This window comes from Flavobacterium sp. (assembly GCF_039930565.1).
GTDB lineage: Bacteria > Bacteroidota > Bacteroidia > Flavobacteriales > Flavobacteriaceae > Flavobacterium.
Genome location: NZ_JBDTTP010000006.1, coordinates 1 through 23598 on the forward strand (window position 1 = coordinate 1; position 23598 = coordinate 23598).

20 protein-coding genes and 1 pseudogene are annotated in these 23598 nt (G+C 34.6%); 3 read left to right on the forward strand and 18 right to left on the reverse strand.

What is annotated here, in order from left to right:
• The 7 genes and pseudogenes from ABI657_RS03035 to uvrC form a co-directional block, all read right to left on the reverse strand.
• Positions 1–248 (reverse strand): annotated as a pseudogene (locus ABI657_RS03035) (tryptophan 2,3-dioxygenase); the annotation flags it as partial.
• Positions 248–1018, reverse strand: coding sequence for a DUF3108 domain-containing protein (locus tag ABI657_RS03040; protein ID WP_348095762.1), 771 nt, complete (start codon positions 1016–1018; stop codon positions 248–250). The gene ABI657_RS03040 and the pseudogene ABI657_RS03035, both read right to left, overlap by 1 nt.
• Positions 1019–1312: 294 nt before the next feature.
• Positions 1313–2473: a 4-hydroxyphenylpyruvate dioxygenase gene (gene hppD / locus ABI657_RS03045; RefSeq protein WP_348095826.1), complete on the reverse strand. Its 1161-nt coding sequence runs from the start codon at positions 2471–2473 to the stop codon at positions 1313–1315.
• Positions 2474–2566: 93 nt separating this feature from the next.
• Positions 2567–2926 (reverse strand): four helix bundle protein, encoded by a 360-nt coding sequence (locus ABI657_RS03050; protein WP_348095763.1) that lies wholly within the window; start codon positions 2924–2926, stop codon positions 2567–2569.
• Between the two features lie 157 nt (positions 2927–3083).
• Positions 3084–4241, reverse strand: a complete 1158-nt coding sequence (locus ABI657_RS03055) for a homogentisate 1,2-dioxygenase (protein WP_348095764.1) — start codon at positions 4239–4241, stop codon at positions 3084–3086.
• Between the two features lie 213 nt (positions 4242–4454).
• Entirely contained in the window at positions 4455–6650 is a 2196-nt protein-coding gene (locus ABI657_RS03060) for a patatin-like phospholipase family protein (protein WP_348095765.1), read from the reverse strand.
• A 172-nt stretch (positions 6651–6822) separates the two neighbouring features.
• Positions 6823–8619: an excinuclease ABC subunit UvrC gene (gene uvrC, locus ABI657_RS03065; protein WP_348095766.1), complete on the reverse strand. Its 1797-nt coding sequence runs from the start codon at positions 8617–8619 to the stop codon at positions 6823–6825.
• A 136-nt stretch (positions 8620–8755) separates the two neighbouring features.
• On the opposite strand from uvrC, the gene ABI657_RS03070 reads away from it, so the two are divergent.
• Both ABI657_RS03070 and ABI657_RS03075 read left to right on the forward strand, forming a co-directional pair.
• Entirely contained in the window at positions 8756–9736 is a 981-nt protein-coding gene (locus tag ABI657_RS03070; protein WP_348095767.1) for a succinylglutamate desuccinylase/aspartoacylase family protein, read from the forward strand.
• On the forward strand, positions 9723–10292 hold the full coding sequence (locus ABI657_RS03075; RefSeq protein WP_348095768.1) for a 5-formyltetrahydrofolate cyclo-ligase: 570 nt from the start codon (positions 9723–9725) through the stop codon (positions 10290–10292). The genes ABI657_RS03070 and ABI657_RS03075 overlap by 14 nt, the downstream gene beginning before the upstream one ends.
• On the opposite strand, the gene ABI657_RS03080 is transcribed toward ABI657_RS03075, so the two are convergent.
• The 5 genes from ABI657_RS03080 to ABI657_RS03100 all read right to left on the reverse strand — a co-directional run bounded on the left by ABI657_RS03080 (position 10293) and on the right by ABI657_RS03100 (position 13056).
• Positions 10293–10700 carry a hypothetical protein gene (locus ABI657_RS03080; protein ID WP_316635887.1) on the reverse strand — a complete coding sequence of 136 codons (408 nt, stop codon included), beginning with the start codon at positions 10698–10700 and terminating at the stop codon, positions 10293–10295.
• 81 nt (positions 10701–10781) lie between these two features.
• The gene (pheS, locus tag ABI657_RS03085) at positions 10782–11801 is read right to left on the reverse strand and encodes a phenylalanine--tRNA ligase subunit alpha (protein ID WP_348095769.1); all 1020 of its coding nucleotides are present in this window, start codon (positions 11799–11801) and stop codon (positions 10782–10784) included.
• 129 nt (positions 11802–11930) lie between these two features.
• Complete coding sequence (locus ABI657_RS03090) at positions 11931–12287, reverse strand: hypothetical protein (protein ID WP_348095770.1); 357 nt, start codon at positions 12285–12287, stop codon at positions 11931–11933.
• Positions 12288–12425: 138 nt separating this feature from the next.
• Positions 12426–12803 (reverse strand): hypothetical protein, encoded by a 378-nt coding sequence (locus ABI657_RS03095; RefSeq protein ID WP_348095771.1) that lies wholly within the window; start codon positions 12801–12803, stop codon positions 12426–12428.
• Positions 12757–13056: a hypothetical protein gene (locus tag ABI657_RS03100; protein ID WP_348095772.1), complete on the reverse strand. Its 300-nt coding sequence runs from the start codon at positions 13054–13056 to the stop codon at positions 12757–12759. The genes ABI657_RS03095 and ABI657_RS03100 overlap by 47 nt, the downstream gene beginning before the upstream one ends.
• Before the next feature lie 223 nt (positions 13057–13279).
• Between ABI657_RS03100 and ABI657_RS03105 the strand changes: the two genes are divergently transcribed.
• Complete coding sequence (locus ABI657_RS03105; RefSeq protein WP_348095773.1) at positions 13280–13819, forward strand: CvpA family protein; 540 nt, start codon at positions 13280–13282, stop codon at positions 13817–13819.
• A 1-nt stretch (position 13820) separates the two neighbouring features.
• On the opposite strand, the gene ABI657_RS03110 is transcribed toward ABI657_RS03105, so the two are convergent.
• The 6 genes from ABI657_RS03110 to ABI657_RS03135 form a co-directional block, all read right to left on the reverse strand.
• Positions 13821–14183 carry a hypothetical protein gene (locus tag ABI657_RS03110; RefSeq protein WP_348095774.1) on the reverse strand — a complete coding sequence of 121 codons (363 nt, stop codon included), beginning with the start codon at positions 14181–14183 and terminating at the stop codon, positions 13821–13823.
• 1 nt (position 14184) lies between these two features.
• Positions 14185–14649: a type II toxin-antitoxin system antitoxin SocA domain-containing protein gene (locus tag ABI657_RS03115; RefSeq protein WP_348095775.1), complete on the reverse strand. Its 465-nt coding sequence runs from the start codon at positions 14647–14649 to the stop codon at positions 14185–14187.
• A 505-nt stretch (positions 14650–15154) separates the two neighbouring features.
• Positions 15155–17104, reverse strand: a complete 1950-nt coding sequence (locus ABI657_RS03120) for a sialate O-acetylesterase (protein ID WP_348095776.1) — start codon at positions 17102–17104, stop codon at positions 15155–15157.
• Between the two features lie 351 nt (positions 17105–17455).
• Positions 17456–19696: a glycoside hydrolase family 3 C-terminal domain-containing protein gene (locus tag ABI657_RS03125; RefSeq protein WP_348095777.1), complete on the reverse strand. Its 2241-nt coding sequence runs from the start codon at positions 19694–19696 to the stop codon at positions 17456–17458.
• 80 nt (positions 19697–19776) lie between these two features.
• Entirely contained in the window at positions 19777–21357 is a 1581-nt protein-coding gene (locus ABI657_RS03130; RefSeq protein WP_348095778.1) for a glycoside hydrolase, read from the reverse strand.
• A gap of 80 nt (positions 21358–21437) precedes the next feature.
• Positions 21438–23447, reverse strand: a complete 2010-nt coding sequence (locus ABI657_RS03135; protein WP_348095779.1) for a glycoside hydrolase family 97 protein — start codon at positions 23445–23447, stop codon at positions 21438–21440.
• Positions 23448–23598: the final 151 nt, after the last annotated feature.

Here is a 23598-nt window from a genome sequence, read left to right on the forward strand (position 1 = left end):
ATTTCCCACAAAATCATTTTAAAAATCAATTCATTTACCTGATGATACATAATAAAAACCATTTCATCAGGAAGTGTAGTTCGCTGTATTTGAAGATTTAAAAGTGCATCGGTTTGAATATAATCCCAATATGTTATGGGTTTAGACCACAGCAAACCTTCCAGCTGAACATCCGTTTTCTGATTTATAGCTTTAAATTTAAGATCAATTTCTTTCAGGATTGATTCAGAATTATCTGTGGTGTTCATTATTTTTTTACTTTAAATGGATTTTTTAATCCTTTATATTCCTCAATATCAGCTTTTAGTGAGCCAACGGCTAGATCAGCTTTTATACGAACAGGAACTTTATTGTCATCGGCAGATATCCAAAGCGTTACGCTTTCCTGTTCCTTAAACACCCTTCCAGATTGCACTAACGGCTTAAAAACCAAAGTTGAAACGGTGCCAAATTTAGTTGTAATATCTTGTTTGCCTATGTATTTTAACTTAAATTTTGTTATTTCCTCATCAAAGAACATATCAATAGAAATGGATTCACCTGATTTTAATTTATCAATATTTGGATGATTTCTTAAATAATAAAAGGAAGATAAAATGTCCTGAACATTGTCTGTCAGAACAATCGTTTTTTCAGATTTACGTTTGTAATCCTTAACTAAAATTCTGTTTTCTTTCTGGTTAAAAAAACCTTCCTGATTTTTGGTATACCCGCCTTCATTTATTTTTCGGACATATCGGTAAGGTTCCCCTGTTTCCTTATCAAAATAACTTTCGTATATATCTTCTACTTTAAAGAAAAATTTTGACATACCAGTTGTATACCCTTTACCCACCGCATGAAATACCTTTTTATTATTTATGGTGGCATCCTTAACTTCTAAAGTAGCGTATCCGGCATTTACAATTCCATAATGTATCCTGAATTTAATATATTCTCCCACATCGAAAGCATCTTCTTTAAAGGTATCGAAACTAAGTGTCGAAAGAATTAATATGAATAGGGCTAATTTTTTCATAATAAGAGTGTTTTGCAATTTATCAGCTGTAAATGCAAATTTTATTCCAAATATACCAAAACAAAAAAACTCAGTCAAGGATGACTGAGTTTTTATGCTATTAACTAACCAAAAAACTATAAATTATGAAAATTTATATCAATGAGGAAGGAAACCACCCCTTCCTTTTTGCGAGTGCAAAGATATACAGTAAGTTCAAAAATTAAATAGAAAAAAGTCAGTTTAACATAACATTTGCATAAAAATCATCGTTTTACAGAGAATTTTTCTACATAATGCAAAAATAAATAGTTTTTACAAAGTTCCTCTCAATGCCTGTTCTCTTTCGATTGACTCAAAAAGGGCTTTAAAGTTCCCTGCACCAAACCCTTTTGCACCCATTCTTTGTATAATTTCGAAAAAAAGCGTCGGTCTGTCCTGAACAGGTTTTGTAAATATCTGTAATAAATAACCATCTTCATCGGCGTCGACCATAATGGCTAATTTTTCGATTTCGTTTAAATTTTCTTTCATCATATCCATATGAACTCCTAATCTTTCCGGAATTGCCTGATAATAAGTATGAGGCGGTGCAGATAAAAATTCAACACCACGCGCTCTTAATTGGGATACTGTCTGAATGATGTCATCGGTGGCAATGGCAATGTGCTGAATTCCGGGCCCGCCGTAAAAATCCAGATATTCTTCGATTTGAGATTTTTTCTTCCCTTCGGCCGGTTCATTGATTGGAAATTTAATCCTCCCGTTTCCGTTAGACATTACCTTGCTCATCAAAGCAGAATATTCCGTATTGATTTGTTTGTCATCGAATGAAAGGAAATTCACGAATCCCATTACTTCCTCGTAGAATTTTACCCAGGTATTCATTTCGTTCCAACCCACATTTCCGACCATGTGGTCAATATATTTCAATCCTGTTGGCTCTGGATTGTAATCTGATTTCCATTCTTTGTAGCCAGGCAGAAAAACACCGTTGTAATTTTTTCTTTCTACAAAGATATGAACCGTTTCTCCATAAGTGTAAATTCCGGAGCGGACTACTTCACCAAATTCATCTGATTCTACAGTTGGCTCCATAAACGAGCGCGCCCCGCGTTTCATGGTTTCCTCGTAAGCGCTTCTGGCATCTTCAACCCAAAGGGCAGCGACTTTTACACCATCGCCATGTTTTTGAAGATGTGCGTGTATTGGTGAGTCCTGAGTTAATGGCGTGGTCAAAACAATTCTAATCTTATCCTGTTTCAAAACATACGAAGCTTTGTCTTTTACTCCGGTTTCTAATCCTGCGTAAGCCAATGATTGATATCCGAAAGCAGTTTTATAATAATGTGCCGATTGTTTTGCGTTTCCTACGTAGAACTCTACGTAATCGGTTCCTAATAATGGAAGGAAATCCTGTGCTCCTTCAAAGATTTTTTCTAATCCGTATTCTACTGATTTTACTTCTTTCATAATGAGATAATTTGAGAATGAGATAATGAGATAATTCCTAAAATGAACTTAATTAGATTAATTTTCTAATTGGCACATTGACAAATTATCTAATTGTTATTTCATTTTTGATGTTGATATTATTTTATTTAAAATTTTTAAAATTTCAGAAAGATCATTTAATAAGCGTGTGCAATTGGGATATTCTCGGTGAGCATCACATAAAAACAACCAATATTCTGTTTCATCTGCTTCTTTAATTGCTATTTTTAATTTATGAATAAAATCGGCTTTGCTTTCTGCATTTTGAGATTCTTTTGAATTCGCGCCAATTGATGTTCCACTTTTTAATAGTTGATTAGCAATTACAAATTTTTTCTGATCTTGTAATTCACTTGTATAGTCAATTATATTTAATGCAAAATTGAATGTTTTTATTAAAAGAGCGTTGTCTTTATATTTTTCGTTGAAAGTCATTTTTTGAATTAGTTAATTAGAAAATTTGATAATGAGATAATTTTTTTCTAAAAATATTAATTGTAATCTAAAAACTACAAATTAATTATTTTATAATTAACTAATTTGTGCGATTTCAAACATTATCTAATTATCTAATTGACACATTATCTAATAACTACTCCGTCCACGATTTATAGTATTTTCCATCGTCTAATCCCATTGCTTCTTCCGTGACCATAAGCGGACGGAAAGTATCCACCATAACGGCCAATTCCTGTGTTTCTTTATGACCAATGCTTCGTTCCATTGCGCCTGGTGCGGGACCATGCGGAATACCTTTAGGGTGTAAAGTGATATGACCCTGCTCGATATTATTACGGCTCATAAAATCGCCATCAACATAATACAGCACTTCGTCTGAATCGATATTGCTGTGATTATAAGGTGCCGGAATCGCTTTCGGATGATAATCGTAAAGTCTCGGGCAGAAGGAACAAACGACAAAAGTAGCCGTTTCGAAAGTTTGGTGTACCGGCGGTGGTTGGTGAACACGCCCGGTTATAGGCTCAAAATTATGAATCGAGAATCCGTATGGAAAATTATAGCCGTCCCAACCCACAACGTCAAAAGGATGTGTGGCATAAACTACTTCGTGAATCATGCCTTCTTTTTTGATTTTAATTAAAAAATCGCCTTTTTCGTCATGTGTCTCTAATTCGTTTGGCAAAATAAAATCACGTTCGCAAAAAGGCGAATGTTCTAAATGCTGCCCAGATTGGTTTTTATAACGTTTTGGAGTATAAAAAGGAGAGTAGGATTCAACGTAAAAAAGTCGGTTTTCTTCTGTTTCAAATTCTATTTGATAAATAATGCCTCTCGGAATAATTAAGTAATCGCCATATTCAAAAGGAATGTTTCCTAACATGGTTCTTAATTTTCCTTTTCCTTTATGGATAAAGAGCATTTCATCGGCATCGGCATTTTTGTAGAAATAATTACGAAGCGATTCTTTAGGCGCTGCCAGGCCAACAATACAGTCTTTGTTGACCAACATGGCTTTGCGGCTGTCTAAAAAATCATTTTCAGGTTTCAATTCAAAACCTTTAAATAATAATGATTTTATATTTTTTCCGATTGCAATTTTTGGCTCAACCGAATAAGAGTTTAAAATTTCCTTAACCTGCGTAGGTCTGTGAATATGGTAGGATAATGATGAATGTCCGTGAAAACCTTCGGTACCAAATAATTGTTCGTAGTAAAAACCTCCGTTGGGTTTTTCGAATTGGGTATGTCTCTTGTGTGGAAAATTTCCGAGTTTGTGATATAATGGCATGGCTTTTCAATTAGATAATTTGTAAATTAGATAATTCGAAAAATGTGAATTGTGTGAACAGATAATCAGTTCAATTTTCATTGACTAATTACCTCAATTCGGTAGTTTCACTCAGGATTTCTCTTGATAAGGAATTGAAGATACTCTAATAAACCTGTCCATTTTGTTTTCATTACAACAAATATCGTAATTTTTATTGAGTTAAATTACAAATTAAAACAAAAATCCTATGCTGAACCAAGTGAAACCTTTTGAGTTTTCCGGAGACCAGGAATACTTTACTTCTATAGGACCAATAATAGTTTCCAGACCATAACCAACTGCATAACCTGAATATTTAGGCACTCCTATCCAATCTACTGTACTAAAAAGATCATCCCCCAGATTGGCATAATTTGCGGAAAAATTAAGGTGGTTCTTTTTTAATATCTCATAGTCAAAAGTAATGGCCGCTTTGATATAACTATCGCCGGCAATACTTAAAAAATCATACCCATAAAAATAATTGAAATTATTTATTTTATTGTATCCATAACCTCCCAAAATATAATCGAAAAAAGGCACGCTGTCATTGCCAAAAGCAAATCCGGCATCAGACTGAAACTTTATTGTGGCCTTATTAAAGACAGTCCTCGCAATTCCAACCTCTGCTTTTGCTGTAGAAAAAGGATTAAACTTATTCGTATAATCAGAGGAGGCGAGATAAGTCTGGACATCTCCGGAAAGGTACCAGCCCGATCGCGGGAAACTTTTATTGTCGAAAGAATCGTATTTTAAATAACCAAAAACACTTAAATAAGTACTTTCATCAATTTTTGGATCTGTGTTACCGATTGTAGGCGATTTTATTTTTAAAAATTTATACTCCAGTCCACCGCCCATAAGAAATTTTTGAACAAAAATAGTCTGAAAATAAGCTTGATTTGTTACATCTAAAAAGTCGACATTAATCATGTTAATGTCTGGACTTTCCATAGCTTTGTTGTTAATGCTTTCTGTAACATTTCGGTTAAACTGACTGAGTCTGGAATTAAAACCAAAACTGATATTAAATCCATTTTCGACATAATAATTAAAATCGTATCTAAAATTATCACCCAGAATAATATCAAGGGACATATTATCGTTTTTTAACAATGTTTTTTTTCGGGTTAAATTCAATAAAACGCCACTTTTATAAAGTCCGTCATAATGCAGTCCTAATTTAAGGTAGGTTTGCGTTGAATTTTCCTTAAGTACAAGATTCAAATCATCTTTATCACCATTAGGTTCCAATGAGTAGGAGATAGCACTGAAATTTTGTGTTGCATTTATATTGTTAATGCCTTTACGAAGATCTTCATAACAAATTGTACTTTCCGGTTTAAAACGAAGTTTACTTGTAATATATTCTTTAGTATAATTTTCTAATTTAGTATTGTTTATTTTTTTTATTTCAAGCGTATCGGAACCTATTTCTAATTTCGGTTTTTTATATAAATTCTGCTCATCTGCTAAAGCTTTTATTTTTTCATAAACACCGAATGCAGCCTCTTCACCCCTTCTTACAATTTCACTTCCCCTGTCAAAAGAAATCACTCCAAAATCACGAATATCCGGTTTTATGTAAATATCAGTATCTACTATTTTTTCTTTCATTTTTTCGATAGACTGAAGATTGGTAATCTGAACCAAAATCCTGGTCGCATTTTTCAGGTTTTTTCGGGTTTGCAAATCATCCTGAACATCGACTCCAATAATAATATCAGCTCCTAAATTGCGTACTTCCTTTATAGGATAATTATTGGCGACACCTCCATCAACCAATAATCTTCCATCCACTTCAACGGGTGAAAACAAGGAAGGAAAAGCAGCACTGGCAATCATTGCCTGTGCCAGATTGCCTTTATTGAGTAACACCTCTTCACCTGTTTCTATATCAGTTCCAATGCATAAAAAAGGAGTTGGAAGTTTATTGAAATCACGTACATGACGCACACTTCGGGTCAGGCTGCTCAATAAATTATAATTGTACATTCCTTTTGAAAGCGCTTCGGGAATTCCGATTCTAAAGTTACTGAAAGGCAGCACAATCGCATACAATTCATCATTTCGTTTGCCATAAAAATTTTTGGAACCCCGTGGAATATAGTCATTGATTAATTCATCAAAATTGGTATCCCTGAAAATGGAATCAATTTGTGTTGCATTATATCCTGTTGCATAGAGTCCGCCTATTATCGCCCCCATACTTGTTCCACCAATATAATCTACTTTTATTCCTGCTTCTTCCAATACTTTTAAAACTCCTATATGTGCAAATCCTTTGGCTCCTCCTCCGCTTAAAACCAAACCAATTTTTGGTCTTTTTTTTATACTGTCTGCTTTTATTTGCTGTGAAAAAGAGTTTTGCGGAGAAATTACAAACAATATTAAAAATACTAATGCCCCGCCCCGGATGGAAATGGAAAACTGCGAGAGACAAAAAGCTATTTTTTCCTGTAAAAAAAGAGCGCCCCTGGAAGCTCCTTTTTTTGCATTGGAAAAAAAGTTTTTTGACCGAGTATTTGAAATGTACAGCTGGATTAGGCGCATAAAAAACTTACTGATTAATTTTGTAAAAGTCGACAATTTTTTTGGCTTTCGATATACCTACAACGTCAGATATCTCTTTTTCTGTAGCCAGTTTTAATCTTTTAACACTTTTAAAATGTTGTATTAACGTAAGCATGGTTTTTTCGCCAATGCCGGGAATACTCTCTACAGACGAATTAAGAGCTGCTTTGCTACGCTTGTCCCGATGAAAAGTGATTCCGAATCGGTGGGCTTCATTTCGCAGCTGCTGTATCACTTTTAACGTTTCGGATTTTTTATCGAGGTACAACGGAATCGAGTCGCCCGGATAAAAAAGTTCTTCGAGACGTTTTGCGATTCCGATTATGGCAATTTTACCTCGTAGTCCTAACTCATCTATACTTTTAAGTGCTGCTGACAATTGCCCTTTTCCACCGTCAATAATAATTAGTTGCGGAAGCGGTTCGTTTTCATCCAGTAATCTTTTATAACGACGATACACAATCTCTGTCATAGACGCGAAATCGTCAGGTCCTACAACTGTTTTTACATTAAAATGGCGGTAATCTTTTTTACTGGGTTTACCATCTTTAAAAACCACGCAGGCCGCAACAGGATTGGTTCCCTGAATGTTGGAGTTATCAAAACATTCGATATATCTTGGCTCAGCGGGCAAACGAAGGTCTTTCTGCATTTGTGCCATGATCCTGTTCACATGTCGGTCCGGATCTACAATCTGTAATTGTTTGAGTTGCTCTATTCTAAAAAATTTTGCATTTCTGACAGATAAATCTAGAATTTGTTTTTTATCGCCCAATTGCGGAACTGTTGTTTTGATTTTTTCGCCCAGATCAACCTCAAACGGAACAATGACTTCTTTCGATAATAATTGAAACCGTTCCCGAAGTTCTATTATTGCCAATTCCAGTAATTCTTCATCAGGTTCATCGAGTTTTTTCCTGATTTCCATGGTATGCGAACGGATGATGGATCCATGTGAAATTTGCAAAAAGTTGACATACGCCGCACTTTCATCAGATACAATCGAAAATACATCTATATTGGTAATCTTTGTATTTACAATGGTAGATCTTGATTGGTAATTTTCTAAAATTTCTATTTTTTCCTTGATTTTCTGGGCTTCTTCGAAACGCAAATCCTGCGCATATTGATTCATTAAACGCTTGAAGTCTTTCATGCTCTCCTTAAAATTTCCTTTCAGGATTTCCCTGATCGCATCAACCTGCCTTTGATAATCTTCTAATGCTTCCAATCCTTCGCATGGGCCTTTGCAATTTCCAATGTGATACTCCAGACAAACTTTAAATTTACCTGAATTGATGTTGGATTCATTCAAATCATAATTGCAGGTCCTTAACGGATATAATTCTTTAATTAAATCCAGAATTGTGTATACCATTTTAAAATTCGTGTACGGACCATAATATTCCGATCCGTCCTTAATCATTCTTCGGGTTAAAAATATTCTGGAGAAAGGTTCTTTTTTAATGCAGATCCAGGGATAGCTTTTGTCATCGCGAAGCAGCACATTATAACGTGGCTGCAAAGTTTTGATCAAATTGTTTTCCAATAAAAGTGCATCTGTTTCAGTAGGAACAACGATATGTTTAATAGTTACGATTTTACGCACCAAAACATTTGTTTTCCTCGTATCGTGAATTTTATTGAAGTAGGAAGAAACCCTTTTTTTTAAGTTTTTTGCTTTTCCAACATATAATATCTTCCCGTCTTTATCATAATATTGATATACTCCCGGATTGTCCGGAAGGGTTTGAATCTGAAGTTCTAAAGACGGTATTTGCATGCTGTTTTATTTCTGAAGATAGGATAAAGTGGTGTCAAAAATCATTCCCATTTGAATTGGAAAGCCTGACAACGAAATCTTTCCAAATTTACAAAATCAAAAGAATAATTTCTATATTTAGCTTTTATAATTCGACATGAAAAACAATGCCCCAATGGTTCTTTTTGGCGAATCGATTTTGCCTGGAGAAAACAAAACAATAAATGTAGAAATCGCCAGACTGCATACTACAACTAAACTTAATATTCCGATTATAGTGCGCCGTTCTAAATTTGACGGACCTGTAGTTTTATTCTCTGCGGGAATTCATGGCGATGAAATAAATGGTGTTGAAATCGTACGCCAGATCATCAGTAAAAAAATCAACCGCCCTACAAGAGGAACTATTATCTGTATCCCCATTATTAATATTTACGGATTTGTCAATAAATCCAGGGAATTTCCTGACGGACGCGATCTAAACCGTGTTTTTCCGGGAAGCAAAAAAGGATCTTTAGCGAGCCGATTTGCTTTTCATATCACAAATGAAGTATTGCCGCTTATTGATTACGCAGTAGATTTTCATGCAGGTGGCGCGAGTCGCTTTAACGCTCCACAAATTCGAATCTCAGAAAAAAATCGTGAATTAAAGATTCTTGCTGATGTTTTTAATGCCCCATTTACTTTATATTCTAAAAATATTTTAGGTTCGTTCAGAACAACTTCAGAAAAGGCTAACGTAAAAATGCTCCTTTTTGAAGGTGGAAAATCATTAGACATTAATGACCCGGTTGCCAATGAAGGTGTGAAAGGAGTCAAACGTCTTCTTCATTACCTTAATATGCTCGACCCTAAACATGTTGTTGAAAAAGCAGAGTTTCCTTCTATTTATATCAAAAATTCTGTGTGGTTACGGGCAAAACAATCGGGATTATTGCACGATTATAACATGATTACGAAATTTGTAACCAAGGGAACTATTTTAGCGATTATTACAGACCCTTTTGGTAAATTCGAGCAAAAAGTAAAAGCACCGCATGATGGGTATGTCATTAATGCCAATCATTCGCCTATTGTTTATGAAGGTGATGCTATTTACCATATTTCTAAAAATATTGACGAAAATGCCAACGAGTAAAAAAGAATTGCGATTGCATTATAAAAATCTCAGAAAACAACTTTCCGAGGAAGAGATTGAAGAAAAAAGTCTGGAAATAACCAATCAATTAATTAAATTGCCTATTTGGGATAAAACTTACTACCATGTTTTTCTTCCGATTGAAGAACAGAAAGAAGTCAATACCGAGTTTATATTGCACTTACTTTCCGGAAAAGACAAAGAAATCGTAGTTTCTAAAAGCGATTTTGAAACCCGGATTATGTCACATTTTTTATTGACTGACAATACTAAAATCAGGAAAAACGAATACAATATTCCGGAACCTGTAAATGGTTTGCCAGTTCCTTCTCAAACCATCGAAGTGGTTTTTGTACCGCTTTTGGCTTTTGATGTTTTTGGAAATCGTATTGGCTACGGAAAAGGTTTTTACGATAAATTTTTAGCCGAATGCCAACCGGAAACCATCAAAATTGGACTTTCGTTTTTTGAAGCTGTAGATCAGATTGATGATGTTTTTGAATCGGATGTAAAACTGGATTATTGTGTGACGCCTGAGAAGATTTATAGGTTTTAATCATTTAACCATAATTCCTTCAACAAACAAAATCGGCACTTCTTCAGTATCATTTTCGTTGATTAAATTAGATTTAAAAATAAATTTCTTGTCGTATAATGTATTTCCGATAAAGAAAGTTACCATAAATTCATTGTTCAACACCAAAAGACTTTTTTCAATCATTTCGATTTTAACTACTGAAACAGCCGGAACCTCAACAAAGGCATGACGCAAAACAGATGTTTTTTTCATCTCGCCATCGATTGTTCCAAATGCCTTTGAAACCACCATTACGCTGTCCAGATTAAAATCACTGTCGTTTACCAGATAAGCATACCAGACTTTTTCCATAAAATCGTCGCTCCATTCCTGAACGGCGGCAAGGAATACATTTTCTACTTCGGGGATTGTTATGTCTTTTTTCATAGTTTAGTGAATAGTAAAAAGTAAATAGTGATTAGAAAGAAGAAAACTACTTACTAATCACTATTTACTAATAACTTTATTTTAAATATTTGCTTTAAATTGCTCTAAGAAACGAACATCATTTTCGTAAAACATACGGATATCACCAATTTGATACAACAACATCGCAATGCGCTCTACTCCCATTCCGAAAGCAAAACCGTTGAATTCATCCGGATTGATGTCGCAATTTTTCAGCACATTCGGATCCACCATTCCGCAGCCTCCAATTTCCAGCCAGCCGGTTCCTTTGGTGATACGGTAATCGGTTTCGGTTTTTAAGCCCCAGTAAATATCAATTTCGGCACTTGGTTCTGTAAATGGAAAATAGGACGGACGTAAACGAATCTTCGATTTCCCGAACATTTCCTTGGTAAAATAAAGCAAGGTCTGCTTCAAATCGGCAAAAGAAACGTCTTTGTCAATGTACAATCCTTCAACCTGATGAAAAATACAGTGAGAACGCGAGGAAATCGCTTCATTACGGAAAACACGTCCTGGAGAAATCGTACGGATTGGCGGTTTGTTATTTTCCATATAACGCACCTGAACAGATGATGTATGTGTACGCAACAACACATCAGGATTCGTCTGAATGAAAAAGGTATCCTGCATATCGCGCGCCGGATGATATTCCGGTAAATTCAGTGCCGTAAAATTATGCCAGTCGTCTTCGATTTCCGGACCTTCGGAAACATTGAAACCAATATTGGCAAAAATATCTATAATCTGATTTTTAACAATCGAAATAGGATGTCGGGAACCAATAATAACAGGCTCCGCTGAACGCGTTAAATCCCCAAAAAATCCTTTTATTTCTTCCTTGCTTTCCAGCTCTTCCTGAATAACCCTTACTTTTTCTTCAGCAACGGCTTTTAACGTGTTTATTACTTGTCCGAAGTCTTTTTTCTGATCGTTTGGAATATTTTTGAACTCCGTGAAAAGTTCCTTTAATAACCCTTTACTTCCTAAATATTTTATACGAAACTGCTCTAAAGATTCTTTATTTTTATCATTAAAGGCTTTGGCTTCCTCTATATGCTGTTTTATCTTGTCTATCATTTTCCTTCTACAATTGAGGGAACAAATTTAAGGAAAAAAGTGAGAAGTTTGATACAGGAAAATATAAGTATTTCTAAAGTTGTGTTATATTTTCAAACTTAATCTAAAAACTCCTTTCTGTAATCTAATTTATTCTATTAGTTCTCTTTCTAAAAAATAATTTACAATTGCTTCTTTCATTAAAACAGATTGTTCACCTGCTTTTAATGGCGGCAGTTCTTCTTTTACCTTATAATGCGGCCAGCCTTCGTCATCAAAATATTCGAATTCATAAAATCCGTAAGGTTCCAATAATCTGCAAATGGCGATGTGCATCAGGTTCAGTTTTTCATCTTTTTTGAATTCACGATGTACTTTTCCGAGTTCCTGAACACCAATTAAATAAATAATGGCATCCAAATCCAAATCTTCGCCTTGCGAAAACTGATTGGAAAGTATGTTAACAAGCTGTTCCCAGCGTTCTTTTAGTTGTGTATCTCTGGACATTTCTATAATTGTGAATTATGGACTGTGAATTATAAATTCAAAAAACCATAAAATTTAGCTTGCAAAGATACGGAGTTGAAATCCAATCTTACTAAAATAAATTTGTCCTTACAAATTCATATTAATATTAAGCTTGTATTACTGATATTCAATAAGCGTTTTTGAAATTACATTATTACTTTCTTTTGAAATCTTTTTTATTTCTATTGGAAAGTTGTCATTATTATAAATTATTTCAGAAATGTAATATTTAGGAACTTCGCTATTAACTGGATAATAAGATTCTCTTGACACTACATTATTCGCCGTCTGTCCACCAAATCCTTCTGATATAAAAACCATTCGATAATATTTATTCATAAATTTCATCGGGTTATTTTTATTATCGTAAAAGTAATTGTCTTTTGAAATTATTTCAGAACCAGTTAAGGAAGACTTATTTATAATTTGAGTTATATTTTTGGCATTATCAGAAGAAAATGGATAATTCTCTTTGAATAATATATTTATCACCATCAATGTAACCATTTTTTTCTGAAGCAAGAATTCCATTCACATAAGAATATTCCGTTTTTTCATCGGGGTTTCCTTCAGAAAAAATATAACTCAAGAGATCTCCATTATAATGAAATATCGCAGAACCTGAAGGCACTTCATCTCTAAAGTAATTCATTTTGCTTATCTTTTCACCATCATATACAAATTCAGTTTTATAACGAATATTTGTAATAACACTTTTTAAAACCTCATTTTCATAAATAAAATTCATTATGCTAGTTTCTGACTCATCAGAAAAATAAACTGTTTCAGTTATCTTTTTTATAAGAATTGATTTTTCATTTGATGTATTATCTTTGCCCACGTCATCATTTGAACATGAAGAAAATATTGCTACACAAAAAATACAAAGGTTTTTAATTAATACGCTTTTTCTTATTTTAATTGTTTTTGACAAAAGTAAAAATATATTAATTCATTTCAACGTTAACAGCATGAGTTTTTTAGACATGATTTTAGGAGCACTTTTGGCTTTTAGTCTTTATAAAGGCATCAAAAATGGGCTTTTTATAGAAGTGGCTTCTTTTATTTCTTTAGTACTGGGAATTTATATTGCGATAAAATTCTCCTCCTTTATGAGAGAAATTATTATGAAACATGTTTCCTGGAATCCGAATACGATTCAGGTAGTGGCTTTTCTTTTGGTCTTTATCCTCGTAGTTATTGGAATTTATTTTTTAGCCAAAATTTTAACCGGAATTGCCGACTTAGCCTTTTTGGGGTGGATGAATAAATTAGGAGGAGGTCTTTTCAGGGTTTTAAAAACAATTTTGATTTTAAGTATTATTATCGCGCTTTTTGAGAAACTCAACTTCAACAATACTTTTGCCAAAAAAGAAACTTTGGATCGATCTGTTTTTTATAATCCTATTAAAAAAGTAGCTGCTTTCGTTTATCCGTCTGTTGAGAAAGGATATGAAAGTTTGAAAAAAGCAAATGCTGAAAAGAAAGCAGAATCAGCTGAAAAAGAATAAATTATTCAATTTTATTGATTGGCTGCGGAAACAAGTTTTTCAAAATAATCAGCATCATTCCAATTACATTTACTGATGAGGTTGTCAATAACGTAATCAGTACATTTTCTGAAAGATTCAAATGCAATACATTGTTATTGAAATACAAAATTGAAACTACAGCTGCCAGCCAAAGGAAGATAATAAAAGAGAAAATATAGGTAAGGTATCTTCTTAGCATCGTGTCTTCTAAAAACCTGCCTACTTTTGCATTTCCCAGCCTGTCTTCAAGAATCTGATTTTGGATACGGGCATTATCAATATCTACAGGTCGGACTGCAGCGCTATTTTCAATAGAAATCTGGCTTAAATTAAGTAACGACATTTTAGGTAGAAATTGGTTTCAGCTTAGTTTTATAATGTTCAAAAATATCCTCATCAGAGATAACAGCATTAGAATCTTTGCGATACACTTTTTCCCAGGGTGTTCCTTCAATATGTGTTAAGGCGCTTAAATAGACACCGTCAAACCTTCCGTACACTTCCCATATCTTATCTAAAAACTGCTCGTCTTCGCTTGTAATTTTTTCGTTCTTAGTTGTATTTGGAATTTTCTCTGTAATTTTTTCTTTTTTGTATTGTTTTATACTGTAATACAAGGAAGGAAAAACAGGGCCAAAATCCCAGGCAATTGGGTTTTCATCAATTAACCTTTCCTTTTTGTTTGTCAGCGCCAAATACCAGCCATAAGCAATATAAGTCAGCTTGATTATCTTCATAGGAGTAAGATTCCCGGTTTTGGAATATTTATCTATGAAATAATTAGCCACTGTTGTGGGATTGTAAGCCATAATTATAAAATATTATTTTTCAAAGTTAATTAAAATTCAATTGCTTTTTCAATTATATGCTTTATTGTTTTGCTAATGAGTTACTTTACATACAGTTGGATATCATCTAAACTGAATTAGTATTTAACACAAAACCCGACAGGTTTTAAAACGTGTCGGGTTTGAAAAACATTTTTTTCATTTAACCACCTGATTATTTCTAATTTCTTTCCTCTGTTCAAAATGATATTGTGATTTTTACCACCATTAATCAGGATTGTTTTTTGTCAATTTAGAAAATAGTGTAACTTTTTAATGTTTTTATTATCCATTGCATAGCGATTTTAAATCTGCCACGGACACAAATCCATCCTGGGTTACTAATATTAAAAAATTCATGTTACCTTACTTGCGTGAAGGATAGGAGCAAACTACCGAAGTAGTGCGAATAGCCTGACCGCATTTGCAAAAGGCGAACATAAGCGGTATGTTATATAGCGCCTTTTGCAAATGCGGTCACGCCCAACTATTTACTCACCTTATATTTCTCATTAGCCGTCATTATTTCCCAATTATCGGTTCTGAAAGGTGATGCAGGAAATTTTTCTTTATTGAAAAGATTGATTTCCGTATCATCGTCTGCCCAACCGTAATGAACGGCAACTGGATTGGGAACATTTTCGCTTGACACTAATATTTTGTTATCCTTAATTATCGCTTTCGCGGAATGAAAAACTTTGTCGGCACCGGCGATTTCGAAACCTTTTACGTTTTCTGAATTATCTCCGGCTGCCAAACCTGAACCAATATTATCAAAAGTCAATGCGATTTGGTTTCCCTTTATCTGTTGTGATTTAAAAGTTGGTCCGCTGTAGATTTGTTTTTTTCCGTACACATTGTTCAATGCAATTGCTGCCAGACGCAATCCAACATCTTGTTTATTAGTTGGGTGAATATCTTTTGCGTTTCCAATATCGGTTGTTACGGCCATCCCGGTATTTTTCAGTTTTAACGTTTCGGATTGTGCTTCACAAAGTTCAGCCCAGCGGCTGCCAACTTTGCTGTTTCCGCCAAACTCGTCGAAAGTGGATAACTGAACAAAGTAAAAAGGGAAATCGCCCTGTTTAAATTTGGTTCGCCAGTCTGTGATCATGAGCGGGAATGCTATTTTGTATTGATCTGCCCTGGTAACATTTGCTTCGCCCTGATACCATAAAACGCCCTGAATAGCATATGGCACAAGCGGATTTACCATTGCATTGTATAATAGCGAAGGATAACCGTTTGGCGATAAAGACGTTTTTACAAAAACAACTTTAAACTTCCATTTTCCTTCTAATGTTATATTTTTATTGCCGAGTGTTAATTTTAAATCGGCTGAATCACCGTAAATTCCACCTCCGCCAGTATTGTCAACAATTCTGACTGCAATCACATTTTTACCTACTTTAAGTACATTTGAGGGTATTTCGTAAACACGCGTAAGTGTGTATTGGGTATTTCTGCCAATTTCGATTCCGTTGACATAGGTAATATCCTCATCGTCGATTTTTGAAAGTCCCAGAACTGCTTTATTTTTTATGTCTTCAGCAGAAAGTGTTATCGTTTTTCGCATCCATACTACTCCGTCTAAATTGCCTAAAGCCTGATTTTCCCATAAACCCGGATTATTGATTTCTCCCCATGCAGTATCGTTAAAAGAGAATTCATTGAAGGTATTTTCGTTTTCTGCCGTAACCGGGGTTCCCTGAATTTTTTCAACTCTTTCTTTCATTTGTTTGTCATTCAATTTCGAAATTGAATCTATATTCATTACGGGAACTTCTGCAATCATATTTTTAAATTCATCGCTTTTTTCGAAAGCCTGTCGGCTTGTCCAGGTTTCAACATTCGTACCTCCCCAGGAGGTGTGAATGATTCCGATTGGAATTTTTAATTTGGCATATAATTTTTTAGCAAAATAAAAACCAACTGCGGTAAAGTTACCTACAGTTTCCTTTCCTGCAACTTCCCATTTACCGGCTTTCAAATCGTCTTTTGGAGTTCCGCTTAAATCTTGTGCGACACCAAAATGACGAATCATTGGGTAATTGGAATCGGCAATTTCTTGTTGGGCATTTATTGTTTGTGAAACTCGAAACTCCATGTTGGATTGTCCGCTGCAAATCCACACTTCGCCAACCAGAACATTTTTGATCGTGATTTTATTTTTTCCATTAATCGTTAATTCAAATGGCCCGCCTTCTTTTTCAGCACTTAGATTAAGTGCCCATTTTCCGTTCTTGTCGGCTTGTGTTTTCTTAATTTGTTTGTTAAAATGTACCTCTATTTTTTCGTTGGCATCTGCAAAACCCCAAATCGGAATTGCCTTGTTGCGCTGTAGCACCATTCCGTCAGAAAACAACAGAGGCATTCTAACATTTGAATGAGACAAAGAACTCATTATCAATAAAATAAATACTGTAATTTTTTTCATACTATATAAATTAAATATTAGAAAAACAAACAAGTGATATAAGATAATTTAAGTTTAAATACTATCAAGTACTTAATTTACTTATATCACTTATGCAGTTTAAAAAAGTTTTTATTGCAATCCTTCTTTCAAAAGCATTTAAAACCTGAGTGGTAAAAACAGTATTGTCGCTTCTGTTGAAAATGCCAAAACCATTATTTTCATTCCTTCCTTCATCCTAATAAATAGCGATAAAACTTTTTATTTTGGCTTTTGAACAACAATTACTAAATATTCGCTCTTGACAAATTTAAAGTTAAACATCTCCAGTTAAAGTTGTTCTCCGATAGTACCAAATTTAGTTTTAGCGGCTTACTTGATTGTTATACCAATTTCTTTTTTGATATCTCTGGAAGAACTTCCAACTTTTAATGTATATTTTCCTGGTTCAACTGTCCATTTTTTAGCAGCGACATCATAATATGCTAATTCCTTAACCGGAACTTTTATGGTTACTGTGTTTGAATCTCCTGATTTTACCAATACTTTTTTGAAACCCTTAAGTTCTTTGGCTGCACGGGTAATTTTTGAATCTGATTTGGATGTATACAACTGAATCACTTCTTTTCCATCCACTTTACCTATGTTTTTCACATCAACCGAAACTGAAATGGTTTCATTTAACGCATATTCCGTTTTATCAGCCTTAGCATTTTCAATCGCAAAAGTTGTGTAAGATAATCCATATCCGAAAGGATATAATGGCGCAACCTTTTTAGTATCAAACCAACGATATCCTACCAAGATTCCTTCTTCATATTTTACAGCTTTATCGCCAGGAAAACTATTAGTGGCATGAGCAGGAGAATCCATTAATTTTTTAGGCATCGTCCATGGTAATTTTCCTGATGGATTTATTTTTCCTAACAATACATCTGCCAATGCATTACCTCCTTCAGAACCATTAAACCAAGTCCAAACCAGTGCCTTTGTTTTTTTGCTCACTGCATCAACATCAAAAGGAGCGCCTGCAACAATCACTACAATAGTGCGGGGATTAACAGCTAATACTTTCTGAATTAATTCTTCTTGTCCGAATGGCAATTTTAAATCCCTGCGGTCAGAAGCTTCTGTTTCATAATCTCGGTTTGAACCAGCGAAAATAATAGCCACATCTGATTTTTTTGCTGCTTCGATGGCTTCCTGTAATTTAGCCGGCTCTAACTTATCAATAGTAACAGGTCCGGTTGAAGTTACATTTCCTAAATTTCCTTTATTTTTTTCTTCGTAACGCTCTAAATATCCTTCCGCATAATTAATTTGAATTGACTTAGGCAATCTGTTTTTTAGACCATCAAGAGGTGTAATTTCTCTTTTCGTTTTTACTCCGGCACCAAATCCACCTAAAGCATTTTTCTTGGTGGCATTGTTTCCAATAACGGCAACAGATTTAACTCCGTCTAATTTTAAAGGCAATGCATTATTTTCATTTTTCAATAAAACTACTGCTTCTGCTGCAATTTTATAGGTATCCTGATAATGTGCTTCTGTTGCCAGACTTCCTTTTACACGTTCTTTTCCTCCCATGGCTTTTATCTGGAATAAAGTGCGTAAAATTCTTTTAACGTGAATATCAATTTCTGCTTCTGAGATTTCTTTGTTTTTAGCTGCAGCTATTAATTTATCGGCAAGGAAAAATTCATTGAATGGTTTTGGAGTTCCCATTTCGATGTCCAATCCGCTTTTTAAAGATTTTACTGTCGAATGTACTGCAGCCCAGTCCGAAACTACTACTCCTTTAAAGCCCCACTCATCACGAAGAATTTTATTCAGCATATAATCATTTTCACATAAATATTCTCCTCTGAATTTATTATACGCCCCCATAATACTGTATGCCTTTCCTTCTTTAACGGATGCTTCGAATGCCGGAAGATAAATTTCACGAAGGGTACGCTCATCAATCTGAACATCAACAAAATCACGATTGGTCTCCTGATTGTTTGCCGCATAATGTTTTACACAGGCCATAACATCGTTGTCCTGTAAACCCACCACCATAGGAACCGCCATTTTTTTGTTTAAAAACGGATCTTCAGTCATATACTCATAAGTTCTTCCTCCTAATGGAGTTCTTACGATATTAATCGCAGGCGAAAGTAACATGTCTTTATCTCTGGCTCGTAATTCCTGTCCAACACTATTTCCAAAAGTATATGCCATTTCATCATTCCACGTTGCAGCCAAAGCTCCTGCGGCCGGATAATAGGTAGCAAAATCATTGGTCAAACCAGCCGGAGCCCAGTTATCACGGGAAATTTCCTCACGAACTCCTAACGGTCCATCAGCCATTTTTAGTTCTGGGATGCCCAGACGTTTTACGCCTCCGCTAGTAAACATACTATTACCATGCAGCATTCCTATTTTTTCCTCAAGTGTCATTTGAGCTACCAGTTTGTCGATTTCAGCGTCAAATTCTGACCCTATTTCTTTACCTGCATATTCTTTTTGAACTGAATTAGAATCAAAATCAGCACTTTGGTCATTGTTTTTACAAGAAGTAAATGTCACAAAAGCAAATAATAGTAATAACTGTAAAATTTTGTTTTTCATAGATAGTTTTTTTAGATTTAAAATTTATCCTCACTAAAATTTTAAATCATGGTTTAAATTTATTTTTAGTTTTTATTTAATTATTGTTTTATCAAATTCAACAAAACAACATCATTTTCATTTATTTTGAAATCTTTACTGTAATTTCCGTCTGAATTTATCGTTACTTTTTCTGTTGCGATTACATCACCGTTATTTTTTTCTTTAAGACTGCTGACTTGTTGTTTTGTAAGCTGGTTTGGTTTTCCCATTGCCAGATAATCAGCAAAAGCATCATTGCTTTTATATCCAACTTTGCATATTTCTAAAATGTATTTTCCTTTTTGAAGACCTGTTAGTTCAATTTTTACAGTCCCTTTTGCTTTGGAAGGTAAATCCTGAATATAATACGTTTGATTATTAACAGAATCTCCGGGATGTGTATTGGTAAAATCCCAGAATAACAACTGAACATCTCCTTTTGAACTTTTAGCTGCCCAGGAAGATGTATCTGTATTTTGAAGTTCTGTTTCTCCCAATTTATTCAGAAAAGAATAAGAGAAATAAGCCGGTTTTTTAATTCCCTGTGTATTCAATAAGCCAAAACCTCCATGAAAAGGCGTGAATCTTGGTCCCGGTTCTTCAAAAATATCTGTAAAAACCCAATACGACATGGAGTTTGCGGCATTACCAACTTGTTTTAATTTTTGAAGAATATAAGCTGCAGAATGGTAACTATCGTGAATAGGATCTGCGGGTGTGTAGGATGAACTCCATTCTGTATAATGCAATTCGAGTTTTGGCTTTGCCGAAGAGGAAATTTGTTTACGTGAATTGATTACATCTCCGCTTATGCTGGAATCTTCTTTGTTTAAAACAGTTCCTGTTGTTCCAAATTCATCTAAAAACCCTTGTTTTACACCATAAGTATGGGTTGAAATAAAATCTAACGGCACATTGTTTTTCGTTGCAAATTCAATAGTTTCGGGAACCCATGCTGCTCCGGCTGTTGCAGGCCCGCCTACTTTATAGGCAGGATTTACACTTTTTATTCCGCGTGCTGCGTGATCATATAACCTGAAATATTCTTCCTGAGTCCCTGTCCAGAAACCCGGAGTTAAATTGGGCTCGTTCCAAACTTCAAAATACCAGGTTTTTACTTCTTCGGCTCCGTAACGTTCGGTGAAATGTTGTGTTAAATTCCGAATTAAATCTTCCCATTTTTTATAATCTTTTGGAGGCGTTACGTTTCCTTTCCACCAGAAAATAGTTTCTTTTCCACTAGCCAAAGCCGATGGCATAAAACCCAATTCTACAAATGGTTTCATTTTAATACTTATAATATAATCATACAGAACATCAATATACTGGTAATTGTATTCCGGATTTCCTTTTGAGTCTTCTCTGTAAACCCCCATATCATCAGACAATAAACCGTGCATTCTGATGTATTTAAAGTCACATTCTTTTTTCACCATAGCCAATTGCTGCTGCCAGTCAGCTCTTAAACCTTCGTTTGCTCTTCCCGCTCCAATGCATTCTTTGAACATGGTGTTCAGTTTACCGTCAGTTTTATTGTAATCAACTTTTATGATTCTGTTTTCAGCAGCAGCATTTTGTCCAAACAAATTAATATTGATTAGGAGGAATGAAATAAGTAGTATTGCTAAACATTTTTTCATCTGTAATGGTTTTTCTTTTAAAAATCTTTATGCTAATAAACCCGACACGTTTAAAACCTGTGGGGTTTGATTATCTGTAATTATAATTTTTTAAATCTTATCGCTGTTCCACCAGCTCCACCTAAATGCAATTTTAGTGAATCTGAAGCTTTTACTGTTCTTTTAGAAATCGCAACGGCAGTTGGGTTGTGTGTCTCATCAGTACCATCTGCATCTGCATAAATCTGAGCTTCGTAAGTTGCACTTCGATCTAAGAAAGACAATGAAATCGTTAAATCTCTGCTTTTCTCGTTCGTCATACTTCCTAAATACCAATCTTCACTATTTTGATCTTTACGGACTGTAGTCAGGTATTCTCCAATTTCAGCATTCAATACTTTTGTATCTGCCCAATCTGTAGGAACATCTTTTAAGAATTGAAAAGAAGGAACTCCTTTGTAATTTTCCGGAAGATCCGCTAACATTTGAATTGGGGAATAATACACTACGTACATAGCCAATTGCTGAGCCGTTGTTCCGTGCACTCTTTTTCCGGGATAGCCTTGTTTGATCTCAACATCCAAAACTCCGGGAGTATATTCCATCGGACCTGACAACATTCTGGTGAATGGTAAAATAACCGCATGATTTGGCGGATTTCCTTCACTCCATGCATTGTACTCCTGTCCGCGAGCCGCTTCTCTGGCCAGCATATTTGGATAGGTTCTGCGTTCTCCGGTATCTTTTATGGGCTCGTGATAGAAAACAGCCAAATCATATTGAGCCGCTTTTTCTAAAACGTATCTGAAATAATTCACCCCAAATTGTCCGTGATGCCATTCCTTCATATTTAATTTTGAACCTACATGACCTATTTTCACGGTATGAATGCCTAATTTTTTATATAAAGCAAAACCTTCATCAATTTGTTTTAAATAATTAATCAAATTAGATCCTGTTTCGTGGTATCCAATAAGTTCAACATCCTTTTTCTTTCCGTATTCAACCACTTTTTCCAGGTCAAAATTATCGGCACTTTTTGTAAAGCTAAACATGTGCATGTGGTTCTCATACCAAGCTGGCGTCCAGCCTTTATTCCATCCTTCAATCAATAAATGATTAAAACCTTCCTTGGCGGTAAAATCAATATATTCTTCGGCATTTTTTGTCGTTGCTCCCTGTTTGTCGCTTTCCCAAAACGTATATTTCCCGATGTGCATTCCCCACCAGATTCCGAAATATTTATACGGTTTTACATAAGAAGGATTTCCTAATTTGTTGGGCTCATTTAAATTTAAAATTAAATACGAATCGATCAATTCTCCAGCATTTTCTCCGATTTGAATGGTTCTCCAGGAAGACGTAAAAGTATCTTCAACACGGACTTTTATACCATCTGCCCACGGCACTAAATCAGATTTTAGCTGTGTTCCGCTAGTGTTAACCAAGGTCATACTGGCAAAATCAGTCAGATTGGCTTCGTGAAAACTTAATTTCAAGCCGCTTTTACTCTCAACAGTCATTGGAGTGTGCACTGTATCTAAAGTACTTAGCGGAGTATTCTCATATAAATATTCGTAGCGGTTTTCGCGGTAAGCCGGAATCCACCATGCTTTTCCATCTTCTTTTAAGTTGAAAGTCGTTTTTTCATCCATAATGAAAATACTGTCTTTTACTTTTATATTTTGTTTTGGATAGACATATCTAAAAGCGATTCCGTCATCAAAAGCACGAAACTGAATTTCTAATTTGCGTTTGTTTCCTGTTTTTTGCTGCAATTCAACCGAAAGTTGGTTGTAATTATTTCTGATTTTTTTCTTTTCTCCCCAAACTTGTTCCCATGTTTCATCAAAAGAAGTGTTTTTTACATTTTTGATTTCGAAGTTGGTACTCAAATCTTCATTTCCTTTTAATAAAAAACCCATATCAGATGGCGTAATCACTTCTGTTTTTCCGTGTGACACTGCATACTTTGGAGCATTTTTCACTAATTCGAATTTAATTTTATTCTGACCGTTTGGTGAAGCCAATTCGTAAGCATTTTTATTTTTCTGACTGTATCCAATCGTAATTGAAAGCAATACAGCGGGAAGAACTAGATATTTTTTCATGGTATTTAACTTAATGCATTATAATAAACCGGACGAAGATGAGCTTTCGCCCGATCTAAATTCAATAAAAACTTATTTTTATTCGTTGAACGTAATTTTTGTTTTAACACATAGAGACAGACATAGATTTAAAAACTTAAAAAAGGACGTT